Genomic DNA, 22,731 nt, shown 5'->3' with positions numbered 1-22,731 from the left:
CGCGGATGGAAAAGTTCCTGCTTCAATGACATCTTTCCTGCTTCAATGACATCTTTATTGACTTCATCATCAATGACTTCTTTGAGCTCTACCGGAACTCTTCAGGAGGCCTATTGTTCTAGGGGTGCCACATGGAGGACATCTCATGGACATTGCGGCGACACAGAAGGCCGGGCTCATGCGGGCTGCCATCGTCACCGGCCCCGGACATATCTCGGTGGAGACCCGCCCCCTGCCCGAACCCGGTCCGGGCCAGGTCAGGGTTAAACTGGAAGGATGCGGCGTCTGCGCCTCGAACCTCACGCCCTGGGCCGGACCGGACTGGATGACGTTCCCCACCGAGGCGGGTGGATTAGGCCACGAGGGCTGGGGTATTGTCGATGCCATTGGCCCCGATGTCACGGGAATTCGCTTGGGAGAGCGGGTTGCCGCTCTTTCCTACCATGCCTACGCCACGCACGACATTGCCGATGCCTCGATGGTCGCATCACTGCCGAAGGAGTTGGATGGCAAGCCCTTTCCGGGCGAACCGCTCGGCTGCGCCATGAACATCTTCGGCCGCAGCAACATCGAGCGCGGCCAGACCGTCGTCATTATCGGCATCGGTTTCCTGGGCGCCCTCCTCACCCGGCTTGCCGCGGCAGCCGGCGCAAGGGTGATCGCCATCTCGCGCAGGCCCTATTCACTCGAGGTGGCGAGAGAGATGGGAGCGGCCGAGACCATTCCGATGGACGATCATTGGCAAATCATCGAGAGCGTCAAAGCACTTACGGGCGGAAAATTCTGCGACTGCGTCATCGAAGCCGTCGGCAAACAATGGCCGCTCGACCTGGCGGGCGAGCTTACGAAGGAACGGGGGCGACTGATCATTGCCGGCTATCACCAGGACGGGCCTCGTCAAATCAACATGCAGCTTTGGAACTGGCGCGGGCTCGACGTCATCAACGCTCATGAGCGCGAGCCGGCCGTCTATATCAAAGGCATTCGCGACGCCATAGAAGCCGTGCGCCAGGGCCGGATCGATCCGCAGCCGCTCTACACGCATATCTATCCGCTGGAGAGGCTGGACGACGCCCTCAACACGACTCGCGACCGGCCTAACGGTTTTCTCAAGGCTCTGGTGCAATATTCATGAATGTGTTGATTTCCGAAGAAAATGCGGCGAACGCCAAACGGCTGAAGCTCGGCTTTCTCGGCGTAGGCTGGATCGGCCGGCATCGGATGAAAGCGATCCTCGGGAGCGGCGTGGCCGAGGCAGTCGCCATCGCCGACCCCTCAACAAATATGGCCCGAGAGGCCCTGGCGCTTGCCCCGGATGCCAGGATCGTCGCCGATCTGGACGGGTTGCTGGCGCAGGAGCTCGACGGCGTCGTGATCGCAACGCCGAGCGCCACACATGCCGAACAGTCGATCCGCGCCCTTGGGGCAGGCTTTGCCGTCTTCTGCCAGAAGCCGCTTGGCCGAACGGCATCCGAGGTCAGGGCTGTCGTCGATGCTTCCAGAACCGCCGACAGGCTGCTTGGCGTCGATCTTTCCTATCGACACACGCAAGGCATGCAGCAGATCCGGCAGCTCATCCGCTCGCATGCCCTCGGAAAGATCTTTGCGGCCGATCTGACTTTCCACAACGCCTATGGCCCGGATAAACCCTGGTTTTACGATAAGAGCCAGTCCGGCGGCGGCTGCGTCATCGATCTCGGCGTTCACCTCGTCGACCTGGCCTTATGGTGCCTCGATTTCCCCTTCGTCACCAATGTCACGAGCGCTTTGAGAGCCGGTGGGGAAAGGCTCGAAAACAACGGTCAGGTCGAGGATTTTGCAGCCGCAACGCTGACGCTCGCCGGCGGCGAAATCATCCGACTGACATGCTCCTGGCGTCTCAATGCCGGTTGTGACGCCGAGATCGGCGCCGATTTCTTCGGAACGGAGGGAGGGGCCTCCCTCAGGAATGTCCATGGCTCATTCTACGATTTTACGGCCATCAGGATGTCCGGCACTTCGAGCGAAACTCTGGCCCTCCCCCCGGATGATTGGGGCGGAAGGGCTGCCGTGGATTGGGCAAGAAAGCTGGCCGCAGGCCAGCGCTACGATCCCGCGTGTGAGAATTTTATCGCAGTGGCGGAGGCGATCGACGGTATCTACGGCGCCGGCATGTAATCGGTCAGGAGCCCTTGATAAGGCCGTAAAGCACTATCGTCGCATAAAGGGTGAATGCGACGACGGCGACCGTGCCGACCAGGATCAGTGCTATCCTGCCGGCATTGAGCCTCGTGCGCTTGCCCACGGGAGATGACGACGGCCGCTGAACCGGATCCTTATCCCCATCGCTCATCGTTTCTGCTCCGTCGTCGCGGCAGGTGATTTCTCGTCCGGTTCGCCGTGATGCGTCATCCATGTGAATGCGAGTGCGACAAGGCAGGCGATCAGGAAGATGGTGACGACGAATATCATCATGCGCCGCGGCGGCTGGGAGTTATCGTGGCTCATTCCTGAAGGGAAAGAGCCGCCTTTCCTCACCTCGCTCATGGCGCGCCCCTTTGCGGAAGCTCCGTCTCTTCATCGAGCTTCTCCTTGAGTTCGTCGAGCCGATCGCGCAGCAGCGACGCTTTCATGCGCCTTGCTTCCGCATCCGGCACCTCAACCGTCCGGCCGCTATCATCGGGAATGCCGGGGCCGCTTTCAGCAATGGTCTCGTTTCTGGGCCTGTCATTCGTGCCGGTCGATATTTTTGCTTTTCTGTCCATGACAGCCTCCGTTCAATTCTGGGGACGGTTACGCGCCCTTTGGCCAAACGACGCGGCGCTGGCGAAGTTCCGGAATGACCCGGGGGTGTCATGGCATGTCCTCTCCGAGCTCATCGTCAGGATGGAGCGCGGCGGAACATAGACGCCATCCAAGTGTTGCTTTGCGTATCAATCACTGGGATCGACGATGACCGCTCGAAGTGCCGAAAGAGACAAAAACAACAACACGCTCATGAAAGTGAAGGCGGTTCCGGAACTCATCGATCCCGACGCCGAGCCGTTCGTGACCCAGGCCGTCCGAGAGCTCGTCGGATCGCAGATCCCGTTTCTGGTCGCCGGCACCTATGCCGTCTGCGCCTATACGGGCATTTCGCGCCAGACGAAGGACTTCGACATATTTTGCAAAGCGGGCGACTACGCGCGCATCCTCGGCCATTTCAAATCCAAGGGCTACACGGTCGAAGTCGAAGACGAGCGCTGGCTCGGAAAGGTCTTCAAGGGCAACCATTTCTTTGACGTCATCTTTGCCTCCTCCAACGGAACGATGCCGGTCGGCGACGACTGGTTCGAGGATGCGCGCAGGGTCAAGATGTGCGGCCACACGGTCAGGATCGTCAGCCCGACCGAATTGGTCTGGTCGAAGTGCTTTGTCCAACTGCGCCACCGCTATGATGGCGCCGATATCGCGCACGTCATTTTGAAGGCACATGACTCCATCGATTGGCGCAAGCTGCTGGCTTATCTGGAAGTCCACTGGGAAGTCCTCCTCATCCATCTTCTCAATTTCAGGTGGATCTACCCGACCGAGCGAGACAAGATTCCGCAATGGCTGCTGGACGAACTGCTGGATCGGCTCAAGGCGCAGCAGGAGCTGCCATTGCCGCAAATGAAAATATGCCGCGGCCGGATGTATTCCCGCGTGGATTTCGAAATTGACGTGAAGGAATGGGGTTTTGCCGATGTCGGCGGCGAAGGTGAATTGCGAGGAGATTAGGAGAACCGTAATGGATGAACAGCGAAAGAGCGTGAGAATTGCGGCGGTGGCCGATCTTCATGTGACTGAAGACGGCGCCAAGTCCTACAAGGATCTTTTCGCGGAGATTTCCTCCGTGGCCGACGTTCTCGTCATCGCCGGCGACCTCACCGACCTCGGAAAGCCCAAGGAAGCCGAACTGCTTGCGAGCGATCTGCGCCATTGCACCGTGCCGACAGTCGCCGTCCTTGGCAACCATGATCACGAGAGCGGCCAGGTCGATGACGTCTGCCGGGTGCTGACGGATGCCGGCGTGAAACTGCTCAACGGCCAGGCGGCCGAAGTCGCCGGCGTCGGTTTCGTCGGCGTCAAGGGCTTTGCCGGCGGCTTCGGGCGACACATGCTCGGCTCGTTCGGTGAGGCGGCGATCAAGGCGATGGTTGCCGAAAGCGTCGAGGAGTCAATGCGCCTGGAAAACGCGATGCGCCAAGTCCGCTCCGATCGTTCCCTCGTCATCCTGCACTACGCGCCGATTGCCGAAACAGTGGCGGGCGAACCCCTGGAAATCTATCCGTTTCTCGGCTCTTCACGGCTGGCCGAAACGATCGACCGGTTCCGCGTCAATGCGGTCGTACACGGTCATGCCCACCGGGGATCCTATGAGGGCCGCACGCCGGGCGGCGCCCCCGTCTACAATGTTGCGGCCCATATCGAGAAACCCACCGGCAAGACTTACGCGTTGCTTGATCTCTGACTGGCCCGAGTATCACGCTTATTTGTTGGTGCGTCCACGACGGCGTGGATTCACACTGCCCTGAGGCGTCGTGTCGTTGGCCGTATCGCCTTCCACGGTGTTTTCGGCCTGCATCGCTTCGTCGTCCGGCGGCGAGACGATGCCCCGCGAACGGCTGATGCCCGGATCGTCTGTAAGGTCGATATCGCTTGGCTTCGTGGTCTTGGCATGTTTGGGGGAGGTCATGATTTTCTCCTTGAAACGTTGCGACCCTTCCGGAGTGAACTCACTGGACGGTCCCCGGTTCCCCTGAGGCGGCCCAGGGCCCGTGACCATGAAAGCCCTGCATCGTCGGGAACATTTCTCCGAAGCTGAGGTTGAAGCGCCATTAGAGCGCTGCGCGTCCTTTCGGACGCTCAAAAGCGCTTTAACACCTTGGATCTGCGCATCGGCCTTTCCGAAAATCGATTCCAATTTTCGGACCGATGGGCTGGCGACCGGCGAGGAGGAACCACCGTGAGAGCTCTGACGTGGCACGGCAAGCATGACATCCGCTGTGATAGTGTCCCCGATCCTCAGATCCAGGACGGACGCGATGCCATCATCAAGGTCACGGCCTGCGCGATCTGCGGATCGGATCTGCATCTCTACGACGGCGTCATGCCGGAGATGCACAGCGGCGACGTCATGGGTCATGAGACCATGGGCGAAGTGGTGGAAGTCGGAACGGACAATACCAAGCTCAAGGTCGGCGACCGCGTCGTCGTGCCCTTTACCATCTCCTGCGGCGAATGTTTCTTCTGCAAGCGCGGCTTCTATTCCGGTTGCGAGCGCTCAAATCCCGATCGAGCCAAGGTCGCGAAACTCTGGGGCAATTCGCCGGCGGGCCTGTTCGGCTACTCGCATCTGCTCGGCGGCTATGCCGGCGGACAGGCGGAATATCTGCGCGTGCCCTATGCCGATGTCGGGCCGATCAAGGTGCCGGCAGGGCTTTCCGACGAGCAGGTGCTCTTTCTTTCGGATATTTTCCCAACCGGTTATATGGCGGCCGATTTCTGCAACATCCAGCCCGGCGATACGATCGCGATCTGGGGCTGCGGCCCGGTCGGCCAGATGGCAATACGTTCGGCCTTCCTGCTCGGAGCCGAACGGGTGATCGCCATCGATGCAGTGCCCGAGCGGATGGCGCTCGCGCAAGCGGCCGGCGCCGTCACCCTCGATTTCATGGACAAGGACGTCTACGAACAGATCATGGAATTGACCGACGGGCGAGGTGCGGACGCCTGCATCGATGCCGTCGGAACCGAAGCCGAAGCAGCCGCCAGCTGGGATTCGCGCCTCGACCGCATCAAGGTCGCCATGTTCATGGGCACGGACCGCCCGCATGTGCTGCGTCAGGCCATCCACTGCTGCCGCAACTTCGGCACGGTCTCGATCGTCGGCGTCTATGGCGGTTTTCTCGACAAGATCCCGATGGGTTCGGCAATCAACCGGGGCCTGACCTTCAAAATGGCCCAGACGCCGGTCCAGCATTATCTGCCGATCCTAATGGAGCGTATTGAAAAGGGCGACATTGATCCGTCCTTCGTCATCACACATCGCGGCACCCTGGAAGACGGTCCGGCCCTCTACAAGACGTTCCGCGACAAGCAGGACGGCTGCATCAAGGTCGTCCTAAAACCTTAAGGAGAAACATGATGGCTGATCGTCAATCAGGCAAAGGCCTGGCGGTCGTCACCGGCGCCTCCACCGGCATCGGCTACGAACTGGCGAAGTGTGCGGCCCGGGACGGTTATGATCTCATCGTTGCCGCCGACGAGGAGCGGATCAAACAGGCGGCCGCCGATCTCAAGGCGTTCGGCACCTCAGTCGATGCTGTCGAGGCCGACCTTTCAACGCTTGAAGGGGTCGACCGGCTGACGGAGCGCATCACCGCGAGCGGCCGATCGGTCGATCTGTTGATGGCCAATGCCGGGCGCGGCATCGGCGAAGGTTTCCTCGACCAGAATTTCAATGAGGCGCGCAAGGTCATCGAAACCAACATCACCGGAACGATCTACCTGATCCATCAGATCGGCAACCAGATGCGCAGCCGCGGCGCTGGCCGCATCCTGCTGACAGGCTCGATCGCCGGATTTATGCCGGGCTCCTACCAGGCCGTTTATAACGCCACCAAGGCCTTCATCAACAGCTTCTCCTTCGCCTTGCGCGAGGAATTGAAGGATTCCGGCGTCACCGTCAGCTGCCTCATGCCGGGGGCGACGGAAACCGAGTTCTTCAAACGCGCCGGTCTTCTGGATACGGCGATCGGTCAGTCGAAGAAGGACGACGCCGGCGAAGTCGCGCGCATCGGCTATGACGCGATGATGGACGGCGAAGGCGATGTTGTGAGCGGTTGGAAGAACAAGCTCCAAGCTGCCGTTGCCAATGTCACGCCGGCAAGCGTGCTCGCCCATCAGCATTCGAAGGTGGCAAAGCCCGGTTCGGGCACAAAATAGATGGCAGCTTGCCTAAACGACTGGTCGCCGCCATCATCACGGCAGCGACCAAAGCCAATGAGATCGAGCGCTCAGTCGCGCTCGACGAATTTGTTGAAGCGGCTCGTCTTTCCGTCCTTGGTTTTGTCCTGGTAAAGAAAGGCGAGCTTGTTTTCGTCGAAGATTTTGAAGAATTCGTCCCAGTCGATCTCGTCGAATTCCTCTTCCTTTTCGCCGAAATCGATCCGGAGAACGCCGCCTTTGCCGCGAGTCCGGATAGCTGCCGGCCTGCCGTCCCTTTCCTCCGCCCATTTGCGGATTTTCTTGTGATCCGTCGTTGTCTCAGAACTGCTCATTGAAGCCTCCATTCCTCTTGGTTTTGAGCGATCGTGCTGCCATGGCTCACGCGGTTACAGCAGCGGTTGTCTTTGTTTCCAGTCACGATAGGGCGCGAGCACTTGGCCAGGATAACGCCGCTCGATCTCGTCCTCGGTCAAAGCAATCCGGAAAAGAACCTCTGCCGTCGCATCGTTCTTGGCGGCATTGCTCGCTTGTTCCAGCGCGCTCATGGTCAAGAACAGCTCGTCGTCAGTCATCGCCTCGAGGCGGGTGGCAAGCTCTTCGACCGGTTCTGTCATGAGTGGATTCGCGGACATCGGCGCCTCTTTGCTGATGCCTGTCCAACTTCCCTCCGCACACTAAGTTCCGCCACGGGGCGGCGCAAAGGCCCCTCACGCCGCCGCCTGCTCCTCCCGATATAGCCGCCACGGAACCGTCGCCACCGTCAGGCGGGGACCTCCAAGCTTGACCAGTTTTGCCCTTAGCCGTCCTGCCCTGTTCATGTGCAGCAGCTTCTGCCACCATTTGTCTTTCACCGTTTCAGGGATCAGAACCGCGACCCGCCTCTCCGGACTATCGGCATCGAGCTTTTCGATCAGCCGCAAAAGCGGCTCATGCAGTTGCCGATAAGGCGCTGGGATGAGCATGAGCCGCGGCGGCTTCAGCCCGTGGGCGGCGATCGGCTCTTCCACCTCGATGCGCCATTCCTCGCGAAGCGCTTTTTCACCTTCCTCCCGATCGGGCCCACCGAGACGGATGAAATGGACGGCGACAACATCGGGCGAGATCGTCAGTGCGAACTTGATGGCGCGTTCGCTCAACCTGTTCCATGTTTCGGTTACGACGAGAACGGTTGGGGGCTCGATATCTTCGACGGTGATAGGACCAGGCGTCCTGAGTTCGCGTTGAAGCGAGCGGTAGTAGCTCTTGATCGATTTCAGAATGGCAATGGTCACCGGGACCGTGATGAGGGTGATCCACGCGCCCTCCGCAAACTTGGCGATCAGGATGATGATGAGCGCCGCACCTGTCGAAACCGCGCCGACCGCGTTCATCGTCAGCTTTGCGGTGTATCTTTTGGGATGACGGCGCCAGTGAACGGTCATCCCTGCCTGAGAAATCGTAAACGTCAAGAATGCGCCGATTGCAAAGAGCGGGATCAGATGATCGGTGATTCCTCCGAAAACGATCAGAAGCAGCGTGGCGAAGCCGGAAAGGAAGAGGATGCCGACAGTAAATACCAGCCGGCGTCCCGGCTGGGCGAAGGCCTTGGGGAGATAGCCGTCGGCGGCGACCATCTGGCAAAGACGTGGGAAGCCGACAAAGCTGGTATTGGCCGACAGGCAAAGAACGCTGAGAAGGCTTGCCATCGCGATATAGTAGAACGCGCCATGGCCGGCGACGGCGGCAATCAGCTGCGACAGCACGCTCTGATAGCCCTCTTTCGTCTGATCCATTGCGCCGATTTCGAAGACGCTGACAATGGCGGCAATACCGCCGAGAAGCAGACCGAGAATGACAACGATGACGCTGAGCGTGATATAGGCGTTCCGCATGACGGGCTGCCTGAACGACCCCATCCCGTTGGAGACGGCTTCCACTCCGGTCATCGCCGTGCAGCCGCTGGCGAATGCATGCATAAGCAGCCATATGGTCGCGCCCTGTGCTATCGGGTTCAGCGGAGGCGGGGAGACGACGGGTGCAGGTTTCTCCACCAGGGCCATCGCGATCAGGCCGTAGCCGATGACGCCCAGGAAGCAGATGATAAAGAGGTAGGTCGGCAGTGCAAATAGCCAACCGGCCTCTCCCGTTCCGCGCAAATTGGCGAGCATGACGATGAGGACCACGACGAGGCAGAGAGGCAGAATGTACGGATGAAGGCCCGGTAACGCCGAGACAAGCGCTCCGACTCCTGCCGAAACGCCCACAGCGACATTCAAGACGTAATCGATCATCAACGCCGCAGCAGCAAGCAGGCTCGGATATTCCCCCAGATTTTCCTTCGCCACCACATAGGCGCCGCCATTCGTCGGGTAGGCGGCAAGCGTCTGCCGGTAGGAGAAATATAGGATCGTCAGCAGAGCGACAATGCAGCCCATCACTGGCCCGATATAGGTCAGACCGAGCGCGCCCAGCGGCATGAGAATGGTGAGCGCTGCCTCGGGGCCGTAAGACGACGAACCCAAGCCATCGAGCCCCATTGCGGGCACTGCCTCTATCCAACCGATCTTCTTGTCTTCGTGCTCGCGATTGGCGAGACGGCGACCAAGCAGGAAAGTCGCGAGGTTCATTTCTATTCCTATCCCGGGGCTGACGGCGATAACCAACAATCGGCGCTCGCTCGGGTTCCCGGCGCCGCGGCATAGGCTATTCCCGGCACGGGACAGTCCGCTGCCCCCGAACCGATCCACCAGAAACTGCAGACCGCACGCGAATTGTGCGGAACAATTAGTTGCGCGTGCAGTTCGGACGCCAGCTCAACCCGCGAGCAGAGGAGAGGGAACATGCGGAAATCTCACGCTGTTGGACTGCTTTACGCGGCCTCTTTTGCCGGTGTCGGCGTCCTTGCTGCCGGCGCATTGTCAGACCCCTTACCGCCCGACACTACCTATCGGGCTTTGCCGACCATGCCGTTTTCCGAGGCAAGGAAAATCGACGAGGCGCAGAAACCCGAGGTCGCTCAACGGCAGCGCACCCTTCTGGAGCGGCGTTACGATCTGGCGGACAAGCCGATGCCGGGGGTCATGATGTCGGGGGGCATGAAGCCGGTGCAAGATGGCATCCGCGTGAAGCTTCCGGCGGATACGAGCTGGGATCAGCTGGCGGACATGACACCGGCAGAGATCAAGGAGAAGAACCTGCTTCCGGAAGGCTTCCTGCCCCTGCCGCATGTGAAGCAGGCGACCGGCGGGCAAGTTTTTCCCAATCGCCAGATCGATGAGATAAATGCGAGGGAAATGCGGGATCTCCGCCGCTTCGACGTCGATTTCGACCTTCCCGACAACCTCACCCCGGAATTCCCGCCACCTGTCTTTCTGACTACCCATCCGGAGCTCGGCGACGTTTCCCGTGGCCAGTTGCTGACGATCAAGAACTTCTACGAGAACATGAACGGCATCATCACGCCGGTTCAGATGGAAGGGCTGCGGCTGCTTCTGACGCCCTTTCCGCAGGAAGAGTTCAACCAGACCGAGGACAGGAAGGTCGCGGACCAGAGCATGGGCGTCGCCTGTCTCGACTGCCATGCCAATTTCCACACCAATGCAGCCTTTCACCTGACCCCGGATGTTCGCCCGCAAGCGGACCGTTTCCGCTTGGACACGACAAGCCTGCGCGGCCTTTTCAACCAGCAGATTCACGGATCGAAGCGCTCGCTGCGGTCGGTCGAAGACTTCACCGAATTCGAACAGCGAACGGCCTATTTCAACGGCGACCATGTCAGCGCGACACGCAAAGGCGTCAATCTTCCCGACCGCCCGAACCAGGTCGCGATGATGGCGCAGATGCAAAATATCATCGATTTCCCACCCGCTCCGAAGCTCGACCCGTTCGGTCGGCTGGATCCCGCGCTCGCCACCTCCCAGGAACTGGCCGGCGAAAAAATCTTCATGGGCAAGGGACGCTGCGCCGATTGCCACGTTCCGCAGACGGAGTTCATGGACAACAACATGCATGACCTGAAGCTCGAGCGCTTTTACAGGATCGGCCAGGTTTACAATGATTTCGTCACGCTGCCTGATGGCCCTATCAAAACCTTCACGCTGCGCGGCATCAAGGATTCGCCTCCTTATCTGCATGACGGCCGGCTGATGACGCTCGCCGACACCGTCGAATTCTTCAATCTTGTCCTCGGGGTCAAACTGACCGGACAGGAAAAGAAGGATCTCGTCGCCTACCTGTTGACGCTGTGAGGCATGAAGGAGAGGCCCGTGTACCGCAACCCTGTCGCCGTGCTCACCACGATCATGCTGCTCAGCAGCACTGCGTTCGCTCAGATCGGCAATCCGGCCGGAATGGGCGCCGACACGAAGATGTCGAAGCCCGGCGTTCCGGCTCCGCATCAGACCAATAACCAGGACAGGCTGTTTGCGCAGCTCGCAGCCGCCGGCGGGCTGGCGGAGGTAGAGCTGGGCAGGATGGCGTCCGGCAAGGCGGAAGCGAATGCCGCCACACAGTTCGCGGAGGTGATGGTTCGCGATCACACGGAGGCCAACGCCAAGCTGAAAGAGCTGGGTGAGGCTGCCAAGATTCCGCTTCCCGAGACGCTCGATCCGGATCATCAAGTGGTTCGCGATCAATTGGACAAGCTGAGCGGCACGCCGTTCGATATTGCCTATATCAAGGCACAGATCGTCGACCATCAGAAGACGGCGCAACTGCTGGCTTGGGAAATCTCCCTCGGTGAAGACGCCGAAATGCAACGTCTGGCGGCGTCGATGCTGCCAATCGTGCTCGATCACCTCAGACGCGCGCAGGAAATCAATGCCGAGCTGACGGGCGCGGCAATCCGGTTGCCCGCGCAAGCCATGGCGGCAAGCGGGCCGAAGCCGCAATAGCGCCATTGCCCCGGAACAACCGCCTGCTTTCAGCTGTTCTCCTTGAGAGTGGAGGTGATCCATGGATATGACCCGCAGCCGAGACCACATGGTCGAACATCATGTCGTGGGTCGCGGCATTCGCGATCGAAGCGTCACCCGAGCTATGCGGATGGTGCCGCGCGAAAAATTCGTCGATCCCGGCTTCGAGGAATTCGCCTATGAGGATGCCCCGTTATCGATCGGCGAGGGGCAGACAATTTCGCAGCCTTACATCGTCGCACTGATGATCGAAAAAGCCGATCTGGACGCCGGCGACAAGGTTCTGGAGGTCGGAACCGGTTCCGGCTACGCCTCGGCCCTCATCAGCCGGATCGCAAAACACGTCTATTCCATCGAACGGCATGAAAGATTGGCGGTTCAGGCCCGGGAGCGGTTCGACAAGCTCGGATACCGCAACATCGACGTCCGGGTCGGCGACGGCAGCAAGGGCTGGGCCAAAGCCGCTCCCTTCGATGCCATCATCGTGTCGGCGGGCGCACCGGAGGTTCCGGCCTCCTTGAAGGAGCAGCTGGATCTCGGAGGGCGCCTCATCATCCCGGTCGGCCGAGGTGAAGAGCAGCGGCTGAAACGCATCACGCGCACCGGTGCAACCACCTTCGAGGAGGAGGATCTCGGCGGCGTCTTCTTCGTTCCCCTGATCGGCGAGGATGCCTGGACTGCCGCACATCCGATGTACACGGCGGCAGCCCCGTCATCGCGCATGGAGGAAGCGCCTGACAAACTCATCGCGGCCGTGGCGGAAGAATTTCCCTTGGTCGACGACCGGAGCTTTGCCGCCCTTTTCGATCGGTTTGCCGAAAGCCGTATCGTTCTGCTTGGTGAATCCACCCATGGCACGGCCGAATTCTATGAGGCGCGCGCGGCCATCAGCCGTCACCTGATCGAACATCACGGCTTTAACATGGTGGCGGTCGAAGCGGATTGGCCGGACGCCGTGGCGGTCGACCGCTGGATAAACGGTCAGCCGTCGAAAGGCGATCAGCCATTCAGCCGTTTTCCCAAGTGGATGTGGCGGAACCTGGAATTTTCGCGGTTCCTCGGCTGGCTGAAGACGGATAATGAGCGTCGCAAGGGTTTGCACGCCGATCCGGTTCGGTTCTACGGCCTGGATCTCTACAACATGTCGGGATCGATCCGCTCCGTCCTCGACTATCTCGAAAATGTCAGCCCGGAAACCGCCCAAATTGCCAGGGAACGCTATGGCTGCCTCAGCCCCTGGCAGAGCGATCCGGCGACTTACGGCCGGGCCGTGCTTACCGATGCCTATAGATCATGCGAGGAGGCGGTGCTAAGGCAATGCACGGAGCTGCTGGCGCGCTCCCTGGACGACGCTGCCTCAGACGGTCGTGACTTTCTGAACGCCGCCCAGTCGGCGCGGTTGCTAGCCGCAGCCGAGCGGTATTACCGGATCATGTATTACGGCGGTTCTCAGGCCTGGAATCTCCGCGACACCTACATGGCCGATACCGTCGAGCATCTCCTCGACTTCCACGGTCCGACGGCAAAGATCATCATATGGGCGCACAACTCGCATATCGGCGATGCCCGCTATACCGATATGGCAGCCGCCCGCGACGAACTGAACCTTGGCCAGCTGTGCCGGCAGCGTTTCGACGGAATGACAAGCCTCATAGGACTGGGAACGCATTCCGGTGAGGTGATGGCGGCAAACGACTGGGATGGACAGGCCGAGAAGAAGCAAGTCAATCCGTCCCTGCCGCAAAGCTACGAGCGTCTCTGTCACGATTCCGGAAAGCCGCGATTTCTTCTCGACCTCGCGGCCGATGAAGAATTGCATGCAAGCCTCGTCGAACAGCGGCTTCAGCGCTTCATTGGCGTCATCTACCGGCCGGAAACGGAACGGCTGAGCCATTACATGTCGACATCGCTGTCGCGGCAATATGATGCATTTCTCTGGTTCGATGAAACTCGAGCGCTTTCACCGCTTGTGGCACCGGAGTCCGGTTCATCGGATCCGGAAACGTTTCCCTTTGGGCTCTAAGCCCCGGCCTCTGTCGGACGAACAGCGATCATCAACAACGCGATAAGGCGGGAACTCTGCGCCTGCCCGCAAGTTTGGCGATTACCAACCCAGGAGATCCTTATGAAACGCTTTGCTATCGCTTCGCTCGCCCTCTCGCTTGCTGTTCCGGCATTCGCGCAATCGGCTGCCGAAAAGAGCGGGGTCAATTCCCTGATCGGCGTGCCGCCGAAAACGGAAGATTTCGTCAAGGAAGCAGCCGCAAGCGACATGTTCGAAATCGCCTCCAGCAAGCTTGCGATCGAACGTGGCGACGATGCGACGAAGGCCTTCGCGCAGCAGATGCTCACCGACCATCAGAAGACCAGCGAAGAACTCAAGGCGTTGGTTTCCGGCGGCAAGGTCAAGGCAGCGCTTCCGAGCGCCATGACGTCGGATCAGAAAAGCATGCTCGACAAGCTGAACAGCCTGCAAGGAGCCGATTTCAACAAGCAATATCACTCCGACCAGGAATCTGCCCATGAGGACGCGGTCGATCTCTTCAAGCGCTATGGCGACGAAGGGGACAATCCAGAACTGAAGGCATGGGCTGCAAGCACGCGCCCCGCTCTGGAACATCATCTCCAGATGGCCGAGGAACTCAACAAGTAAGCGGCAAGATCGCATGGTCAAGGCGATCATGAGGCCCGCCGGGAGGCAAGGATGATCGATGAGGAGACAAGAAGGATCCGCGCCTACCGGATTTGGGAAAGCGAGGGACGCCCGGAAGGTCAGGACCTCGCACATTGGTATCGAGCGGGCGACGAAACGGTTGACCCGGCGCAAGATGGTCGGGATTACATCCGATATTCCCATGGCGCGGCGCCGGCAGGGTCGCTGATCATCAAACTCTATCGATCGAGCAACCAGATCCGGGGATATGTTCGCAAGGTCGCGGAAGGCGACCTGGATGACACGGTCTATCCCGGCGAGGAAATGGAGCCCGAGGCGGCATTCAAACTGGCAGAGTCCCATAGAGGCAACAGCAGCCAGCCCGTCTTCGTCGAACTTGTCGAGGACGTCGAATGGGATCCGTCTTGGGGCCGCCTCCGCGATTAAACCCACGGCTAAAACAGACCAGGTCGAATCGATTGGCCCGGCCCCGAAACTGCGGCTTGATCCGGAGCCGGGAGAACAGCATCCATGGCGAAAACTGTCGGCGATTTTCTTGTGGCACGGCTTGGCGAATGGGGTGTGCGACGTATGTTCGGCTATCCCGGCGACGGCATCAACGGCGTCTTCGGGGCGCTCCATCGCGCATCCGACAAGATGGAGTTCATCCAGGCACGGCACGAGGAAATGGCGGCTTTCATGGCAGCCGCCTATGCGAAGTTCTCAGGCGAACTCGGCGTCTGCATCGCAACCTCGGGACCCGGCGCCACCCATCTGATCACCGGTCTTTACGACGCTCGCATGGACCATCAGCCGGTTCTCGCCATTGTCGGCCAACAGGCGCGCCGCGCGCTCGGCGGACATTACCAGCAGGAGCTCGACCTTGCCGCCCTCTTCAAGGATGTCGCGAGCGATTTCGTGCAGCAGGCTTCCACCCCGGCGCAGGTGCGCCATCTGATCGACCGCGCGGTTCGCATCGCGCTCGCAAACCGGGCGGTGACAGCGATCATTCTGCCCAACGACCTGCAGGAAATGCCCTATGAGGAGCCAGCGCGAAAGCATGGAACCGTGCATTCGGGTCCGGGTTACCGCCCGCCGCGAGTCTTTCCGCACGGAGACGATCTTCAGGCCGCGGCCGATATTCTGAATGCGGGAAAGAAAGTGGCGATCCTCGTCGGCGCCGGCGCGCTCAACGCCACGGACGAGGTCATTGCCGTTGCGGACCGCCTCCAGGCGGGCGCTGCCAAGGCCCTGCTCGGCAAGGCCGCTCTGCCGGATGACCTGCCATGGGTGACGGGCTCGATCGGCCTTCTCGGGACGGAACCTTCATGGAACCTGATGCGCGACTGCGACACCCTGCTGATGATCGGCTCCGGTTTTCCCTATTCCGAATTCCTTCCGGAGGAAGGCCGGGCGCGCGGCGTGCAGATCGACATCAATCCCGACATGCTGTCGCTGCGCTATCCGATGGAGCTCAACCTGACGGGTGATGCGGCCGAAACGCTCAGGGCGCTGCTGCCTCTGTTGCGGGAAAATCCTGATACCAGCTGGCGGCAAACGATCGAGAAAGACGTCGCCTCCTGGTGGAAGACGCTGGACGAGCGCGCCCACGTCGACGCCAATCCCGTCAATCCGCAGCGCGTCGTCAGCGAACTTTCGCCGCGGCTGCCGGCAAATGCCGTTGTCACCAGCGATTCCGGTTCCTGCGCGAACTGGTATGCACGGGACCTGAAGATGCGCCGCGGCATGAAGGCATCGCTTTCCGGCGGACTGGCCTCGATGGGAGCTGCCGTCCCCTACGCGATCGCCGCCAAATTCGCGCATTCCGATCGCCCCGTCATCGGCCTGGTCGGTGACGGCGCCATGCAGATGAACAATCTCGCCGAGATGATCACCGTTGCCAAATACTGGAAGGACTGGGCCGATCCGACTTTCGTCATCTGCGTCTTCAACAATCAGGATCTGAACCAGGTGACGTGGGAGCAGCGGGTGATGGAGGGCGATCCGAAATTCGCAGCGTCGCAGTCCATTCCTGACATAGCCTATCACAAGTTCGCCGACCTCATCGGATTGCGCGGCATTTTCGTCGACCAGCCGGCTCAGCTCGGCGCCGCGTGGGAAGAAGCTCTGAGCGCCAATTGCCCCGTCATCCTCGAAGTAAAGACCGATCCGGAAGTGCCGCCGCTGCCGCCGCACATCAGCTTCGAGCAAATGCGGAACATCACCTCTGCCTTGATGACGGGGGATCCGCATGAAGCAGGAGTCATTGCCGGCACCTTCCGCCAGCTCTTTGCCGGCATCCTGTCACGGCGGTAGCTCACCGCATCGTTTCGCGGCGAGCATTTGGACGCCGCCCCTTTACGCAGGTTGCAACCGGGGGTGCCTCAGAAGGACAGGTCGAGCACCCTGCCCTCGAAGAGACGGTCGCGAGAACCTTCGAGATGCGCCTTCATCAACCTTTGCGCATCCTCCGGCCTGCCATCGGCGATCGCCTTGTAAATGGCGTTATGCTCTTCATAGACCTGTTCTAACCCTTGGCGCGGGCCGAGCAGGGAAAGGCCATGGAGATGCATACCGACGGCGATATGGGCTTTCAGTGCATCGATCGAGGCCGTGTAATAATGATTGTTGGCAGCCTCCGTCACCGCGCGATGGAAAGTGAAATCGGCATCGGCCCGGTGAAGCTGATGGCTGGTCGCCTCGCGCAGATCCGCAAGGGCGCTGGCGATCTTCTGGATGGCCTGCTCATTGCGTCGCTTGGCGGCAAAATAGGCGGCGGCCGGCTCGATGGTCAGGCGGAATTCGTAGCAGCGCTGAATATCGGCAATGGTTTTAACAGGCGAATAGGCGAGTTGCGTCGTCGGCGACCCATGCGCGCTGACGAAGGTGCCCGCGCCTTGCCGGGCATAGACCATGCCCTGATCGCGCAGCCGTGCCAGCGCATCACGGACGATAGGCCGGGAAACACCCAGCATCGAGGCCAGTTCGTGTTCGCCTGGAAGGCGTGAATCCGGCGGATAGTTTCCGCCGCGGATCCGCTCGAGCAGCTGGTCGAAGACACGGTCGACCAGCTTGACGGCCTTGCCGCGTTCGGGCTTGCCCGGCGGGCCGGCTTCCGCGTTCAAAGATTCGCCATTCGCGTCAACCACGTGTCATATTCTCCCCGACGGTATCTTATGCCGCCTGATTCCGAAGAACCAGTTTTAGCAGACTATCCGGTTTGCCGAAGCCCCCCGACTTAACGGCGCACCGAAAACGCCGGCCATCGGCGGCCGTCACATCGAACCACGGAATGCCGGCTTCTATCTCGCCCTGGGGCGCCAATACCCGCACCCCCAATGTGCGGAAAACGGCAAGAGCCGTATCGCCGCCCCCGACCATCAGCATATCCGGCCTCGTATCATCGATGACAGCCTTGACGCCTGACGCAAAGTTGCGAACGACGAGCCCCGCATCGACCGCCATATCGCCTGTGCAACGCAACAGCACCGGCAGCGCCAGACCCTCGCCACATTCGATCTCGCCCATCGGCGCATCCAACACCACGCGTAGGGCGCCCGTGCCTTCAAGCCGGCTCATCTGAGCGACAGTGATCGGATCGCGCGAGCCGAAGGCAAACAGGGTCCGCGGGCTTGCCGCAAATTCCCTCCTAGTCGACTGACCTGCCTCGCCGAGGCGGCGGGCAAGTGCGGCGCCGAGACCCCGGGCGCCGACGGCAAGGGTCGTCTGCCAGTCATGTCCCGCGGCGATCTGGTCAAGATCGGCATCGTCCCCGGCATCGGCAACGACAACGCGGTCCGCACCCCTTTTGAACAGCTCAGCGATCGGCAGCGGACGGTTGATGCCCCGGCCGACGACACAGCCACGGTAGGTCAACCGCTCCTGATCGGGAATGGCGGGCGCAACGAGGATGGCCTTCAGGTCGAATGCCTTCGCGAGCGCCATGCTTTCCGCCGCGACATTGCCCTTCAACCGGGAATCGATCTTCTTCATGACGACCGCAGGCTTCTCGCCACGAAAGACATCCGCCGCCAATTGAACTCTTTCGGCAGCTTCGCGCTCATCCAGTGCGCGGGAGGCGGTGTTGATGACGACGACATCGCAGGCGGTAGCCACCGCCTCCCGCGCCGCCTCTATATCGATGGCGACGGCGACCGAAAGGCCAGCTTCGACAAAGGGCGTGCCGGTATCGAGAGCGCCGGTCAGATCGTCGGCAATGATCGCCACCTTCAGCGTCATGCGATTTGCTCCGTATTGACGGCGTGGCAGGCGACGAGGTGGCCAGGCCTGGCTTCTTTCCAGGCGGGGATGACCTTGCTGCAGACATCCATGGCGATCGGGCAGCGCGTATGGAAACGGCAGCCGGACGGCGGGCTCAGGGGGCTCGGCACGTCGCCCTGCAGGATCTGGCGCTGACGGGTGCGCTCCAGTTCCGGATCGGTCTCCGGAACGGCCGACAGCAGCGCCTTGGTATAGGGGTGCAGCGGATTGTCGAAGAGGTCCTCGCGGGTGGCCAGTTCGGCCAGCCGCCCGAGATACATGACTCCGACGCGGGTGCCGATGTGGCGCACGACGGCAAGATCATGGGCGATGAAAAGATAGGTTAGCCCGTATTTCTCCTGCAAATCGAGCAGCAGGTTGATGATCTGCGCCTGGATCGACACGTCGAGCGCCGATATTGCCTCATCGCAGACAATGAATTTCGGCTGGCAGGCGAGCGCCCGGGCGATGACGACGCGCTGGCGCTGACCGCCGGAAAGCTCGTGCGGGTAACGCTGGGCAAAGCGTGTGGGCAGGCCGACATCGGTGAGCAGCGTCGCCACCCTCTCCTTCAGCTCGGCCTTGGCGCAGAGCTTATGAAAGAGGATCGGCTCGCCGATCGCTTCGCCCACCGTCATGCGCGGATTGAGCGTCGAATAGGGGTCCTGGAAAACGATCTGCAGGTCGCGGCGGAAGGGCCGCATCTGCTTTTCGTCGAGTGTGGCGAGATCCTGGCCCTTATAGACGACCTTGCCGCTGGTCGCCTTGTAGAGGTTGAGGATGGTGAAACCGGTCGTCGACTTGCCGCAGCCGGATTCGCCGACGAGGCTCAGCGTCTCGCCTTCCATGATGTCGAGATTGACATTGTCGAGCGCATAGACGGTTGCCGAGCGTTCGCCGAATGCGCCAAGCTTGACATGAAAATGCTTGACCAGGTTTTCGACCTTGAGCAGCGGTTGAGCAGCCATCACGCGGCCTCCTGCATTCTCTGGACGACGAAACAGGCGGCGCGATGATTGCTCCTGCCGGCGAGCAGTTCGAGCCGTGGCACCTTCTCGTGACAGATTGTTTCGGCGAGCGGGCAGCGCGGCGCAAAGGGGCAGCCCTTCGGCCGACGGCCGGGCTCCGGCGGCGTGCCGCCGATCGAGCTCAGCCGGCTTGCCGGCGGATCTGAAAGTTTCGGGATCGAGGAGAGCAGGCCGCGCGTATAGGGATGGCTCGGCCGGGCGTAGAGCTCGTCGACCGGCGCGTCCTCCACGACCGTGCCGGCATAGAGAACGGCGACGCGATCGACGAGGCCGGCGATCAGCGCCAGATCGTGGGTGATCCAGACGACGGACATACCGAGCTTGGCTCTGAGATCCTTCACCAGATCGACGATCTGGGCCTGGATCGTGACGTCGAGCGCCGTCGTCGGCTCGTCGGCGATCAGGAGCTTGGGATTGCAGGCAAGGCCAATCGCGATCATCACGCGCTGGCGCATACCGCCGGAAAGCTCATGCGGATAGGCCTGCAGCCGCTCTTCCGGGCCGGGAATGCCGACGAGGCGCAGCAGCTCGACAGCGCGGTCGCGGGCTTCCGCCTTCTTCATCTTGCGGTGATAGATCAGCGGCTCGCAGATCTGGTCGCCGACGCGCATGACGGGATTGAGCGAGGTCATCGGATCCTGGAAGACGAAGCCGATATCGCCGCCGCGCACCTTGCGCAATTCACGATTGGACATCGTCTGCAGGTCGCGGCCGTCGAAGGTGGCCGAGCCCTTGGCGACCTTGATCTTGTTCGGCAGCAGCCGCATCAGGCTCAGCATGGTGAGGCTCTTGCCGCAGCCGGATTCGCCGACGACGCCGAGGGTCTCTCCCTTGTCGACATGCAGATCGATGCCGTCGACGACGACGGCAGGGCCGTTGCGGCCGTCGATCTCGACGGTGAGACCCCTGACGTCGAGCAGGTGTTCTGTGCTTTTCGTGTTCATCATTTGCTGCCCCGCGGATTGAGCGCGTCGTTGAGGCCGTCGCCGAGGAAGCTGAAGGCAACGGAGGCAAGGCCGAGCACGGCCGCCGGAGCGGCGAGAAGATGCGGATAATGCTGCCAGACGCGAAGACCGTCCGAAATCATGTTGCCCCAGCTCGGCGTCGGCGGATTGACGCCGACACCGAGGAAGCTGAAAGCGCTTTCCAGCACCATCGCCGTGCCGAGACCGGCGCTGACCGAGACGATCAAAGGCCCGAGCGCATTCGGCACGACATAACGCTTGATGATGATCCAGTTGGAAAGGCCAAGCGCCTGAGCAGCCGTAATATAGGGCCGGCTGCGGATCGACAGCACCTGGGCGCGCACCAGACGGGCATAGGGCGGCCAGGAGATCAGCGCCATCGACCCGAAGACGAGAATGAAATCCACCCATATGGTCTGGCGGTAGAAGGGATTGAGGGTCTCAAGATAACGGGCCTCCATCCACTTGGTGATCGGCGATTTCAGCGAAGCGTTGATGACGACGACGAGCAGCAGGTTCGGAACCGACATCGTCACATCGGTCAGCCACATGATAGCGCGGTCGAAAGGGTTGCCGAAGAAACCGGCGACGGCGCCGAGCGTGAGGCCGATCAGCACCGCGAAAAAGGTGACGATCACGGCGACGAGGAAGGCTGTCCGCGTGCCGAAGACGACGCGGCTGAAGACGTCGCGGCCGAGATCGTCGGTTCCGAAGAGGTGGCTCATCGACGGCAGCGCGTTGCGGGCGTTGAGGTCTTGGCTCAGATAATCATAGGGCGTGAGATATGGCCCGAAGATCGCCGTGAAAGCGAGAGTTAGAACAACCATGAGACCGAAGACGGCAAGCTTGTTGCGCCGCAGACGATGCCAGGCGTCGCGCCACAGGCTGACCGGCGGCTCATCCACGGCTTCGGTGGTGGAAAGAGGGATTGCAGACATGGTCAGCGGCTCCTTCTTGAATCATTGGCGCGGGGATCGAGCAGCGGATAGAGCACGTCCACCAGCAGGTTCGACACCATGACCAGGAAAGATCCGATCAGCGTAATTGCCAGGATGACAGGATAATCGGAATTGATCAGCGCCTGCACAGTCAACCGGCCGAGACCCGGCAGGCCGAAAACGAGTTCAACGAAGATCGCACCGTTGACGATGGTGATCATGATCAGGCCGAGCTGGGTCACGACAGGCGTCAGCACCGGCCGCAGGATATGGCGCAGCGCCACGACGATCTCCGGCACGCCCTTGGCGCGCGCAGTGCGGACGAAATCCTCCGACAGAACCTCGATGACGGCGGCCCGCGTCTGGCGCACGATCAGCGCGATCGGCTGGAAGGAAAGCACGATCAGCGGCAGCAGGATGCGGACATCGAAGACGCCGCCCCAGCCGTAAGGCACGCTCGTGCCTGGCAGCAGCATGATGAGGCCGACCATCAGCAGCGGCCCGGCGACATAGGCCGGGATCGCCCAGAGAAAGAGCGCGGAGCCCAGAATGGCATAGTCGAGGCGCGAATTCTGATTCAGCGCAGCGATCATGCCGAGCGGGATCGCAATGACGGCCGTCAGGATGATGGAACAGAGGGCAAGCTGGAAGGAGACGGGTGCAGCGGCCGAAACCATCGCCCAGACGGCGCGGCCCGATGTCAGCGAATTGCCGAACCGGCCGTGCAGCAGGTTCCAGATGTAAAGGCCGAACTGTTCGATGAAGGGCCGGTTGAGACCCGCACTTTCGCGAATGGCCTCGATGCGCTGCGGATTGTAGGCGACGTCGCCCGGCGCGCGCAGGAAGATGAGCTTGATCGGATCGCCGGCGCCGTAGAAAGCCAGCGCGTAGACGGCCAACATCACCACGAGAACGGACGGAATCCAGATGGCGAACCGGGTTAGCACGTAGCGCAGCAAGGGGCCACCTCCCACCTGTTGAACGATGCGCTCCCGCTCTTTGCTGAAGCCCGGCGGATCGCATCTCTTCTTGAAACTTGCGCGA

25 protein-coding genes and 1 pseudogene are annotated in these 22,731 nt (G+C 61.0%); 13 read left to right on the top strand and 13 right to left on the bottom strand.

The genetic code is table 11. The annotated features are described in order from the left end of the window. Positions 1–145 precede the first annotated feature (145 nt). On the top strand, positions 146–1,135 hold the full coding sequence (locus NXC14_RS28955; protein WP_085781467.1) for a zinc-binding dehydrogenase: 990 nt from the start codon (positions 146–148) through the stop codon (positions 1,133–1,135). Continuing rightward, positions 1,132–2,157 carry a Gfo/Idh/MocA family oxidoreductase gene (locus tag NXC14_RS28950; protein WP_085781466.1) on the top strand — a complete coding sequence of 342 codons (1,026 nt, stop codon included), beginning with the start codon at positions 1,132–1,134 and terminating at the stop codon, positions 2,155–2,157. The genes NXC14_RS28955 and NXC14_RS28950 overlap by 4 nt, the downstream gene beginning before the upstream one ends. A gap of 4 nt (positions 2,158–2,161) precedes the next feature. Here the strand turns inward: NXC14_RS28950 and NXC14_RS33220 are convergent, their stop codons facing one another. The 3 genes from NXC14_RS33220 to NXC14_RS28945 are packed head-to-tail and all read right to left on the bottom strand — an operon-like array spanning position 2,162 to position 2,744. Further along, entirely contained in the window at positions 2,162–2,332 is a 171-nt protein-coding gene (locus tag NXC14_RS33220) for a hypothetical protein (RefSeq protein ID WP_198175594.1), read from the bottom strand. Then, positions 2,329–2,526 carry a hypothetical protein gene (locus tag NXC14_RS32775; RefSeq protein ID WP_157131523.1) on the bottom strand — a complete coding sequence of 66 codons (198 nt, stop codon included), beginning with the start codon at positions 2,524–2,526 and terminating at the stop codon, positions 2,329–2,331. Before NXC14_RS32775 ends, NXC14_RS33220 begins: the two co-directional genes overlap by 4 nt. Beyond that, positions 2,523–2,744, bottom strand: coding sequence for a hypothetical protein (locus NXC14_RS28945; protein WP_085781465.1), 222 nt, complete (start codon positions 2,742–2,744; stop codon positions 2,523–2,525). Before NXC14_RS28945 ends, NXC14_RS32775 begins: the two co-directional genes overlap by 4 nt. 187 nt (positions 2,745–2,931) lie before the next feature. Here NXC14_RS28945 and NXC14_RS28940 point away from each other — a divergent pair, with 187 nt between their 5' ends. Both NXC14_RS28940 and NXC14_RS28935 read left to right on the top strand, forming a co-directional pair. Further along, positions 2,932–3,738 (top strand): nucleotidyltransferase family protein, encoded by an 807-nt coding sequence (locus NXC14_RS28940; RefSeq protein WP_085781464.1) that lies wholly within the window; start codon positions 2,932–2,934, stop codon positions 3,736–3,738. A 10-nt stretch (positions 3,739–3,748) separates the two neighbouring features. After that, the gene (locus tag NXC14_RS28935; protein WP_085781463.1) at positions 3,749–4,471 is read left to right on the top strand and encodes a metallophosphoesterase; all 723 of its coding nucleotides are present in this window, start codon (positions 3,749–3,751) and stop codon (positions 4,469–4,471) included. Positions 4,472–4,489: 18 nt separating this feature from the next. On the opposite strand, the gene NXC14_RS28930 is transcribed toward NXC14_RS28935, so the two are convergent. Continuing rightward, on the bottom strand, positions 4,490–4,696 hold the full coding sequence (locus tag NXC14_RS28930; protein ID WP_085781462.1) for a hypothetical protein: 207 nt from the start codon (positions 4,694–4,696) through the stop codon (positions 4,490–4,492). A 270-nt stretch (positions 4,697–4,966) separates the two neighbouring features. Between NXC14_RS28930 and NXC14_RS28925 the strand changes: the two genes are divergently transcribed. Together NXC14_RS28925 and NXC14_RS28920 are read left to right on the top strand one after the other, a co-directional pair. Next, positions 4,967–6,136: a zinc-dependent alcohol dehydrogenase gene (locus NXC14_RS28925; protein WP_085782036.1), complete on the top strand. Its 1,170-nt coding sequence runs from the start codon at positions 4,967–4,969 to the stop codon at positions 6,134–6,136. Between the two features lie 11 nt (positions 6,137–6,147). After that, complete coding sequence (locus tag NXC14_RS28920) at positions 6,148–6,948, top strand: SDR family NAD(P)-dependent oxidoreductase (RefSeq protein WP_085781461.1); 801 nt, start codon at positions 6,148–6,150, stop codon at positions 6,946–6,948. Positions 6,949–7,019: 71 nt separating this feature from the next. Here the strand turns inward: NXC14_RS28920 and NXC14_RS28915 are convergent, their stop codons facing one another. The 3 genes from NXC14_RS28915 to NXC14_RS28905 form a co-directional block, all read right to left on the bottom strand. Further along, the gene (locus tag NXC14_RS28915) at positions 7,020–7,283 is read right to left on the bottom strand and encodes a hypothetical protein (RefSeq protein ID WP_064712032.1); all 264 of its coding nucleotides are present in this window, start codon (positions 7,281–7,283) and stop codon (positions 7,020–7,022) included. A 54-nt stretch (positions 7,284–7,337) separates the two neighbouring features. Further along, positions 7,338–7,583, bottom strand: coding sequence for a hypothetical protein (locus NXC14_RS28910; protein ID WP_085781460.1), 246 nt, complete (start codon positions 7,581–7,583; stop codon positions 7,338–7,340). A gap of 75 nt (positions 7,584–7,658) precedes the next feature. Beyond that, a complete protein-coding gene (locus NXC14_RS28905; RefSeq protein ID WP_085781459.1) occupies positions 7,659–9,557 on the bottom strand; it encodes an APC family permease in 1,899 nt (632 codons plus the stop codon). A gap of 213 nt (positions 9,558–9,770) precedes the next feature. On the opposite strand from NXC14_RS28905, the gene NXC14_RS28900 reads away from it, so the two are divergent. From NXC14_RS28900 to NXC14_RS28875, 7 genes and pseudogenes are all read left to right on the top strand, one after another. Further along, positions 9,771–11,177 carry a cytochrome B6 gene (locus NXC14_RS28900; protein WP_085781458.1) on the top strand — a complete coding sequence of 469 codons (1,407 nt, stop codon included), beginning with the start codon at positions 9,771–9,773 and terminating at the stop codon, positions 11,175–11,177. Between the two features lie 18 nt (positions 11,178–11,195). Continuing rightward, complete coding sequence (locus NXC14_RS28895) at positions 11,196–11,822, top strand: DUF4142 domain-containing protein (RefSeq protein ID WP_085781457.1); 627 nt, start codon at positions 11,196–11,198, stop codon at positions 11,820–11,822. Positions 11,823–11,883: 61 nt separating this feature from the next. After that, positions 11,884–13,866 carry a protein-L-isoaspartate(D-aspartate) O-methyltransferase gene (locus NXC14_RS28890; protein ID WP_085781456.1) on the top strand — a complete coding sequence of 661 codons (1,983 nt, stop codon included), beginning with the start codon at positions 11,884–11,886 and terminating at the stop codon, positions 13,864–13,866. Between the two features lie 102 nt (positions 13,867–13,968). After that, on the top strand, positions 13,969–14,496 hold the full coding sequence (locus NXC14_RS28885) for a DUF4142 domain-containing protein (RefSeq protein WP_085781455.1): 528 nt from the start codon (positions 13,969–13,971) through the stop codon (positions 14,494–14,496). Positions 14,497–14,547: 51 nt separating this feature from the next. Then, a pseudogene (locus tag NXC14_RS34030) lies at positions 14,548–14,609 on the top strand (DUF2934 domain-containing protein); the annotation flags it as partial. 76 nt (positions 14,610–14,685) lie between these two features. After that, complete coding sequence (locus NXC14_RS28880) at positions 14,686–14,943, top strand: hypothetical protein (RefSeq protein WP_245362264.1); 258 nt, start codon at positions 14,686–14,688, stop codon at positions 14,941–14,943. Positions 14,944–15,027: 84 nt separating this feature from the next. Beyond that, positions 15,028–16,812: a thiamine pyrophosphate-requiring protein gene (locus tag NXC14_RS28875; RefSeq protein WP_085781453.1), complete on the top strand. Its 1,785-nt coding sequence runs from the start codon at positions 15,028–15,030 to the stop codon at positions 16,810–16,812. 68 nt (positions 16,813–16,880) lie between these two features. Here the strand turns inward: NXC14_RS28875 and NXC14_RS28870 are convergent, their stop codons facing one another. Genes NXC14_RS28870 through NXC14_RS28845 form a run of 6 tightly spaced genes read right to left on the bottom strand, consistent with a single transcriptional unit; the run spans position 16,881 to position 22,646 of the window. Beyond that, complete coding sequence (locus tag NXC14_RS28870) at positions 16,881–17,645, bottom strand: FadR/GntR family transcriptional regulator (protein WP_085781452.1); 765 nt, start codon at positions 17,643–17,645, stop codon at positions 16,881–16,883. A 25-nt stretch (positions 17,646–17,670) separates the two neighbouring features. Beyond that, on the bottom strand, positions 17,671–18,735 hold the full coding sequence (locus NXC14_RS28865; RefSeq protein WP_085781451.1) for a four-carbon acid sugar kinase family protein: 1,065 nt from the start codon (positions 18,733–18,735) through the stop codon (positions 17,671–17,673). Then, positions 18,732–19,724 (bottom strand): oligopeptide/dipeptide ABC transporter ATP-binding protein, encoded by a 993-nt coding sequence (locus tag NXC14_RS28860; RefSeq protein WP_085781450.1) that lies wholly within the window; start codon positions 19,722–19,724, stop codon positions 18,732–18,734. The genes NXC14_RS28865 and NXC14_RS28860 overlap by 4 nt, the downstream gene beginning before the upstream one ends. Further along, positions 19,724–20,731 carry an ABC transporter ATP-binding protein gene (locus tag NXC14_RS28855; RefSeq protein WP_085781449.1) on the bottom strand — a complete coding sequence of 336 codons (1,008 nt, stop codon included), beginning with the start codon at positions 20,729–20,731 and terminating at the stop codon, positions 19,724–19,726. Before NXC14_RS28855 ends, NXC14_RS28860 begins: the two co-directional genes overlap by 1 nt. Beyond that, on the bottom strand, positions 20,728–21,687 hold the full coding sequence (locus NXC14_RS28850; RefSeq protein WP_085781448.1) for an ABC transporter permease: 960 nt from the start codon (positions 21,685–21,687) through the stop codon (positions 20,728–20,730). The genes NXC14_RS28855 and NXC14_RS28850 overlap by 4 nt, the downstream gene beginning before the upstream one ends. A 2-nt stretch (positions 21,688–21,689) precedes the next feature. After that, positions 21,690–22,646, bottom strand: a complete 957-nt coding sequence (locus NXC14_RS28845) for an ABC transporter permease (protein ID WP_085781447.1) — start codon at positions 22,644–22,646, stop codon at positions 21,690–21,692. Between the last annotated feature and the right edge of the window lie 85 nt (positions 22,647–22,731).

The sequence above is a fragment of the Rhizobium sp. NXC14 genome (assembly GCF_002117485.1).
Taxonomy (GTDB): Bacteria; Pseudomonadota; Alphaproteobacteria; order Rhizobiales; family Rhizobiaceae; genus Rhizobium.
The sequence above is the reverse complement of the archived record's forward strand: the minus strand, read 5'-3'. Positions and strand labels throughout refer to the sequence as shown.

Excerpts from the sequence above, each read along its gene's own strand:
- NXC14_RS28875 (WP_085781453.1), top strand. The coding sequence starts at position 15,028 with ATGGCGAAAACTGTCGGCGATTTTCTTGTGGCACGGCTTGGCGAATGG.
- NXC14_RS28900 (WP_085781458.1), top strand. The coding sequence starts at position 9,771 with ATGCGGAAATCTCACGCTGTTGGACTGCTTTACGCGGCCTCTTTTGCC.
- NXC14_RS33220 (WP_198175594.1), bottom strand. The coding sequence starts at position 2,332 with ATGAGCGATGGGGATAAGGATCCGGTTCAGCGGCCGTCGTCATCTCCC.
- NXC14_RS28935 (WP_085781463.1), top strand. The coding sequence starts at position 3,749 with ATGGATGAACAGCGAAAGAGCGTGAGAATTGCGGCGGTGGCCGATCTT.
- NXC14_RS28930 (WP_085781462.1), bottom strand. The coding sequence starts at position 4,696 with ATGACCTCCCCCAAACATGCCAAGACCACGAAGCCAAGCGATATCGAC.
- NXC14_RS28920 (WP_085781461.1), top strand. The coding sequence starts at position 6,148 with ATGGCTGATCGTCAATCAGGCAAAGGCCTGGCGGTCGTCACCGGCGCC.
- NXC14_RS28915 (WP_064712032.1), bottom strand. The coding sequence starts at position 7,283 with ATGAGCAGTTCTGAGACAACGACGGATCACAAGAAAATCCGCAAATGG.
- NXC14_RS28855 (WP_085781449.1), bottom strand. The coding sequence starts at position 20,731 with ATGATGAACACGAAAAGCACAGAACACCTGCTCGACGTCAGGGGTCTC.
- NXC14_RS28890 (WP_085781456.1), top strand. The coding sequence starts at position 11,884 with ATGGATATGACCCGCAGCCGAGACCACATGGTCGAACATCATGTCGTG.
- NXC14_RS28945 (WP_085781465.1), bottom strand. The coding sequence starts at position 2,744 with ATGGACAGAAAAGCAAAAATATCGACCGGCACGAATGACAGGCCCAGA.
- NXC14_RS28865 (WP_085781451.1), bottom strand. The coding sequence starts at position 18,735 with ATGACGCTGAAGGTGGCGATCATTGCCGACGATCTGACCGGCGCTCTC.
- NXC14_RS28910 (WP_085781460.1), bottom strand. The coding sequence starts at position 7,583 with ATGTCCGCGAATCCACTCATGACAGAACCGGTCGAAGAGCTTGCCACC.
- NXC14_RS28905 (WP_085781459.1), bottom strand. The coding sequence starts at position 9,557 with ATGAACCTCGCGACTTTCCTGCTTGGTCGCCGTCTCGCCAATCGCGAG.
- NXC14_RS28885 (WP_085781455.1), top strand. The coding sequence starts at position 13,969 with ATGAAACGCTTTGCTATCGCTTCGCTCGCCCTCTCGCTTGCTGTTCCG.
- NXC14_RS28860 (WP_085781450.1), bottom strand. The coding sequence starts at position 19,724 with ATGGCTGCTCAACCGCTGCTCAAGGTCGAAAACCTGGTCAAGCATTTT.
- NXC14_RS28940 (WP_085781464.1), top strand. The coding sequence starts at position 2,932 with ATGACCGCTCGAAGTGCCGAAAGAGACAAAAACAACAACACGCTCATG.
- NXC14_RS28950 (WP_085781466.1), top strand. The coding sequence starts at position 1,132 with ATGAATGTGTTGATTTCCGAAGAAAATGCGGCGAACGCCAAACGGCTG.
- NXC14_RS28850 (WP_085781448.1), bottom strand. The coding sequence starts at position 21,687 with ATGTCTGCAATCCCTCTTTCCACCACCGAAGCCGTGGATGAGCCGCCG.
- NXC14_RS32775 (WP_157131523.1), bottom strand. The coding sequence starts at position 2,526 with ATGAGCGAGGTGAGGAAAGGCGGCTCTTTCCCTTCAGGAATGAGCCAC.
- NXC14_RS28955 (WP_085781467.1), top strand. The coding sequence starts at position 146 with ATGGACATTGCGGCGACACAGAAGGCCGGGCTCATGCGGGCTGCCATC.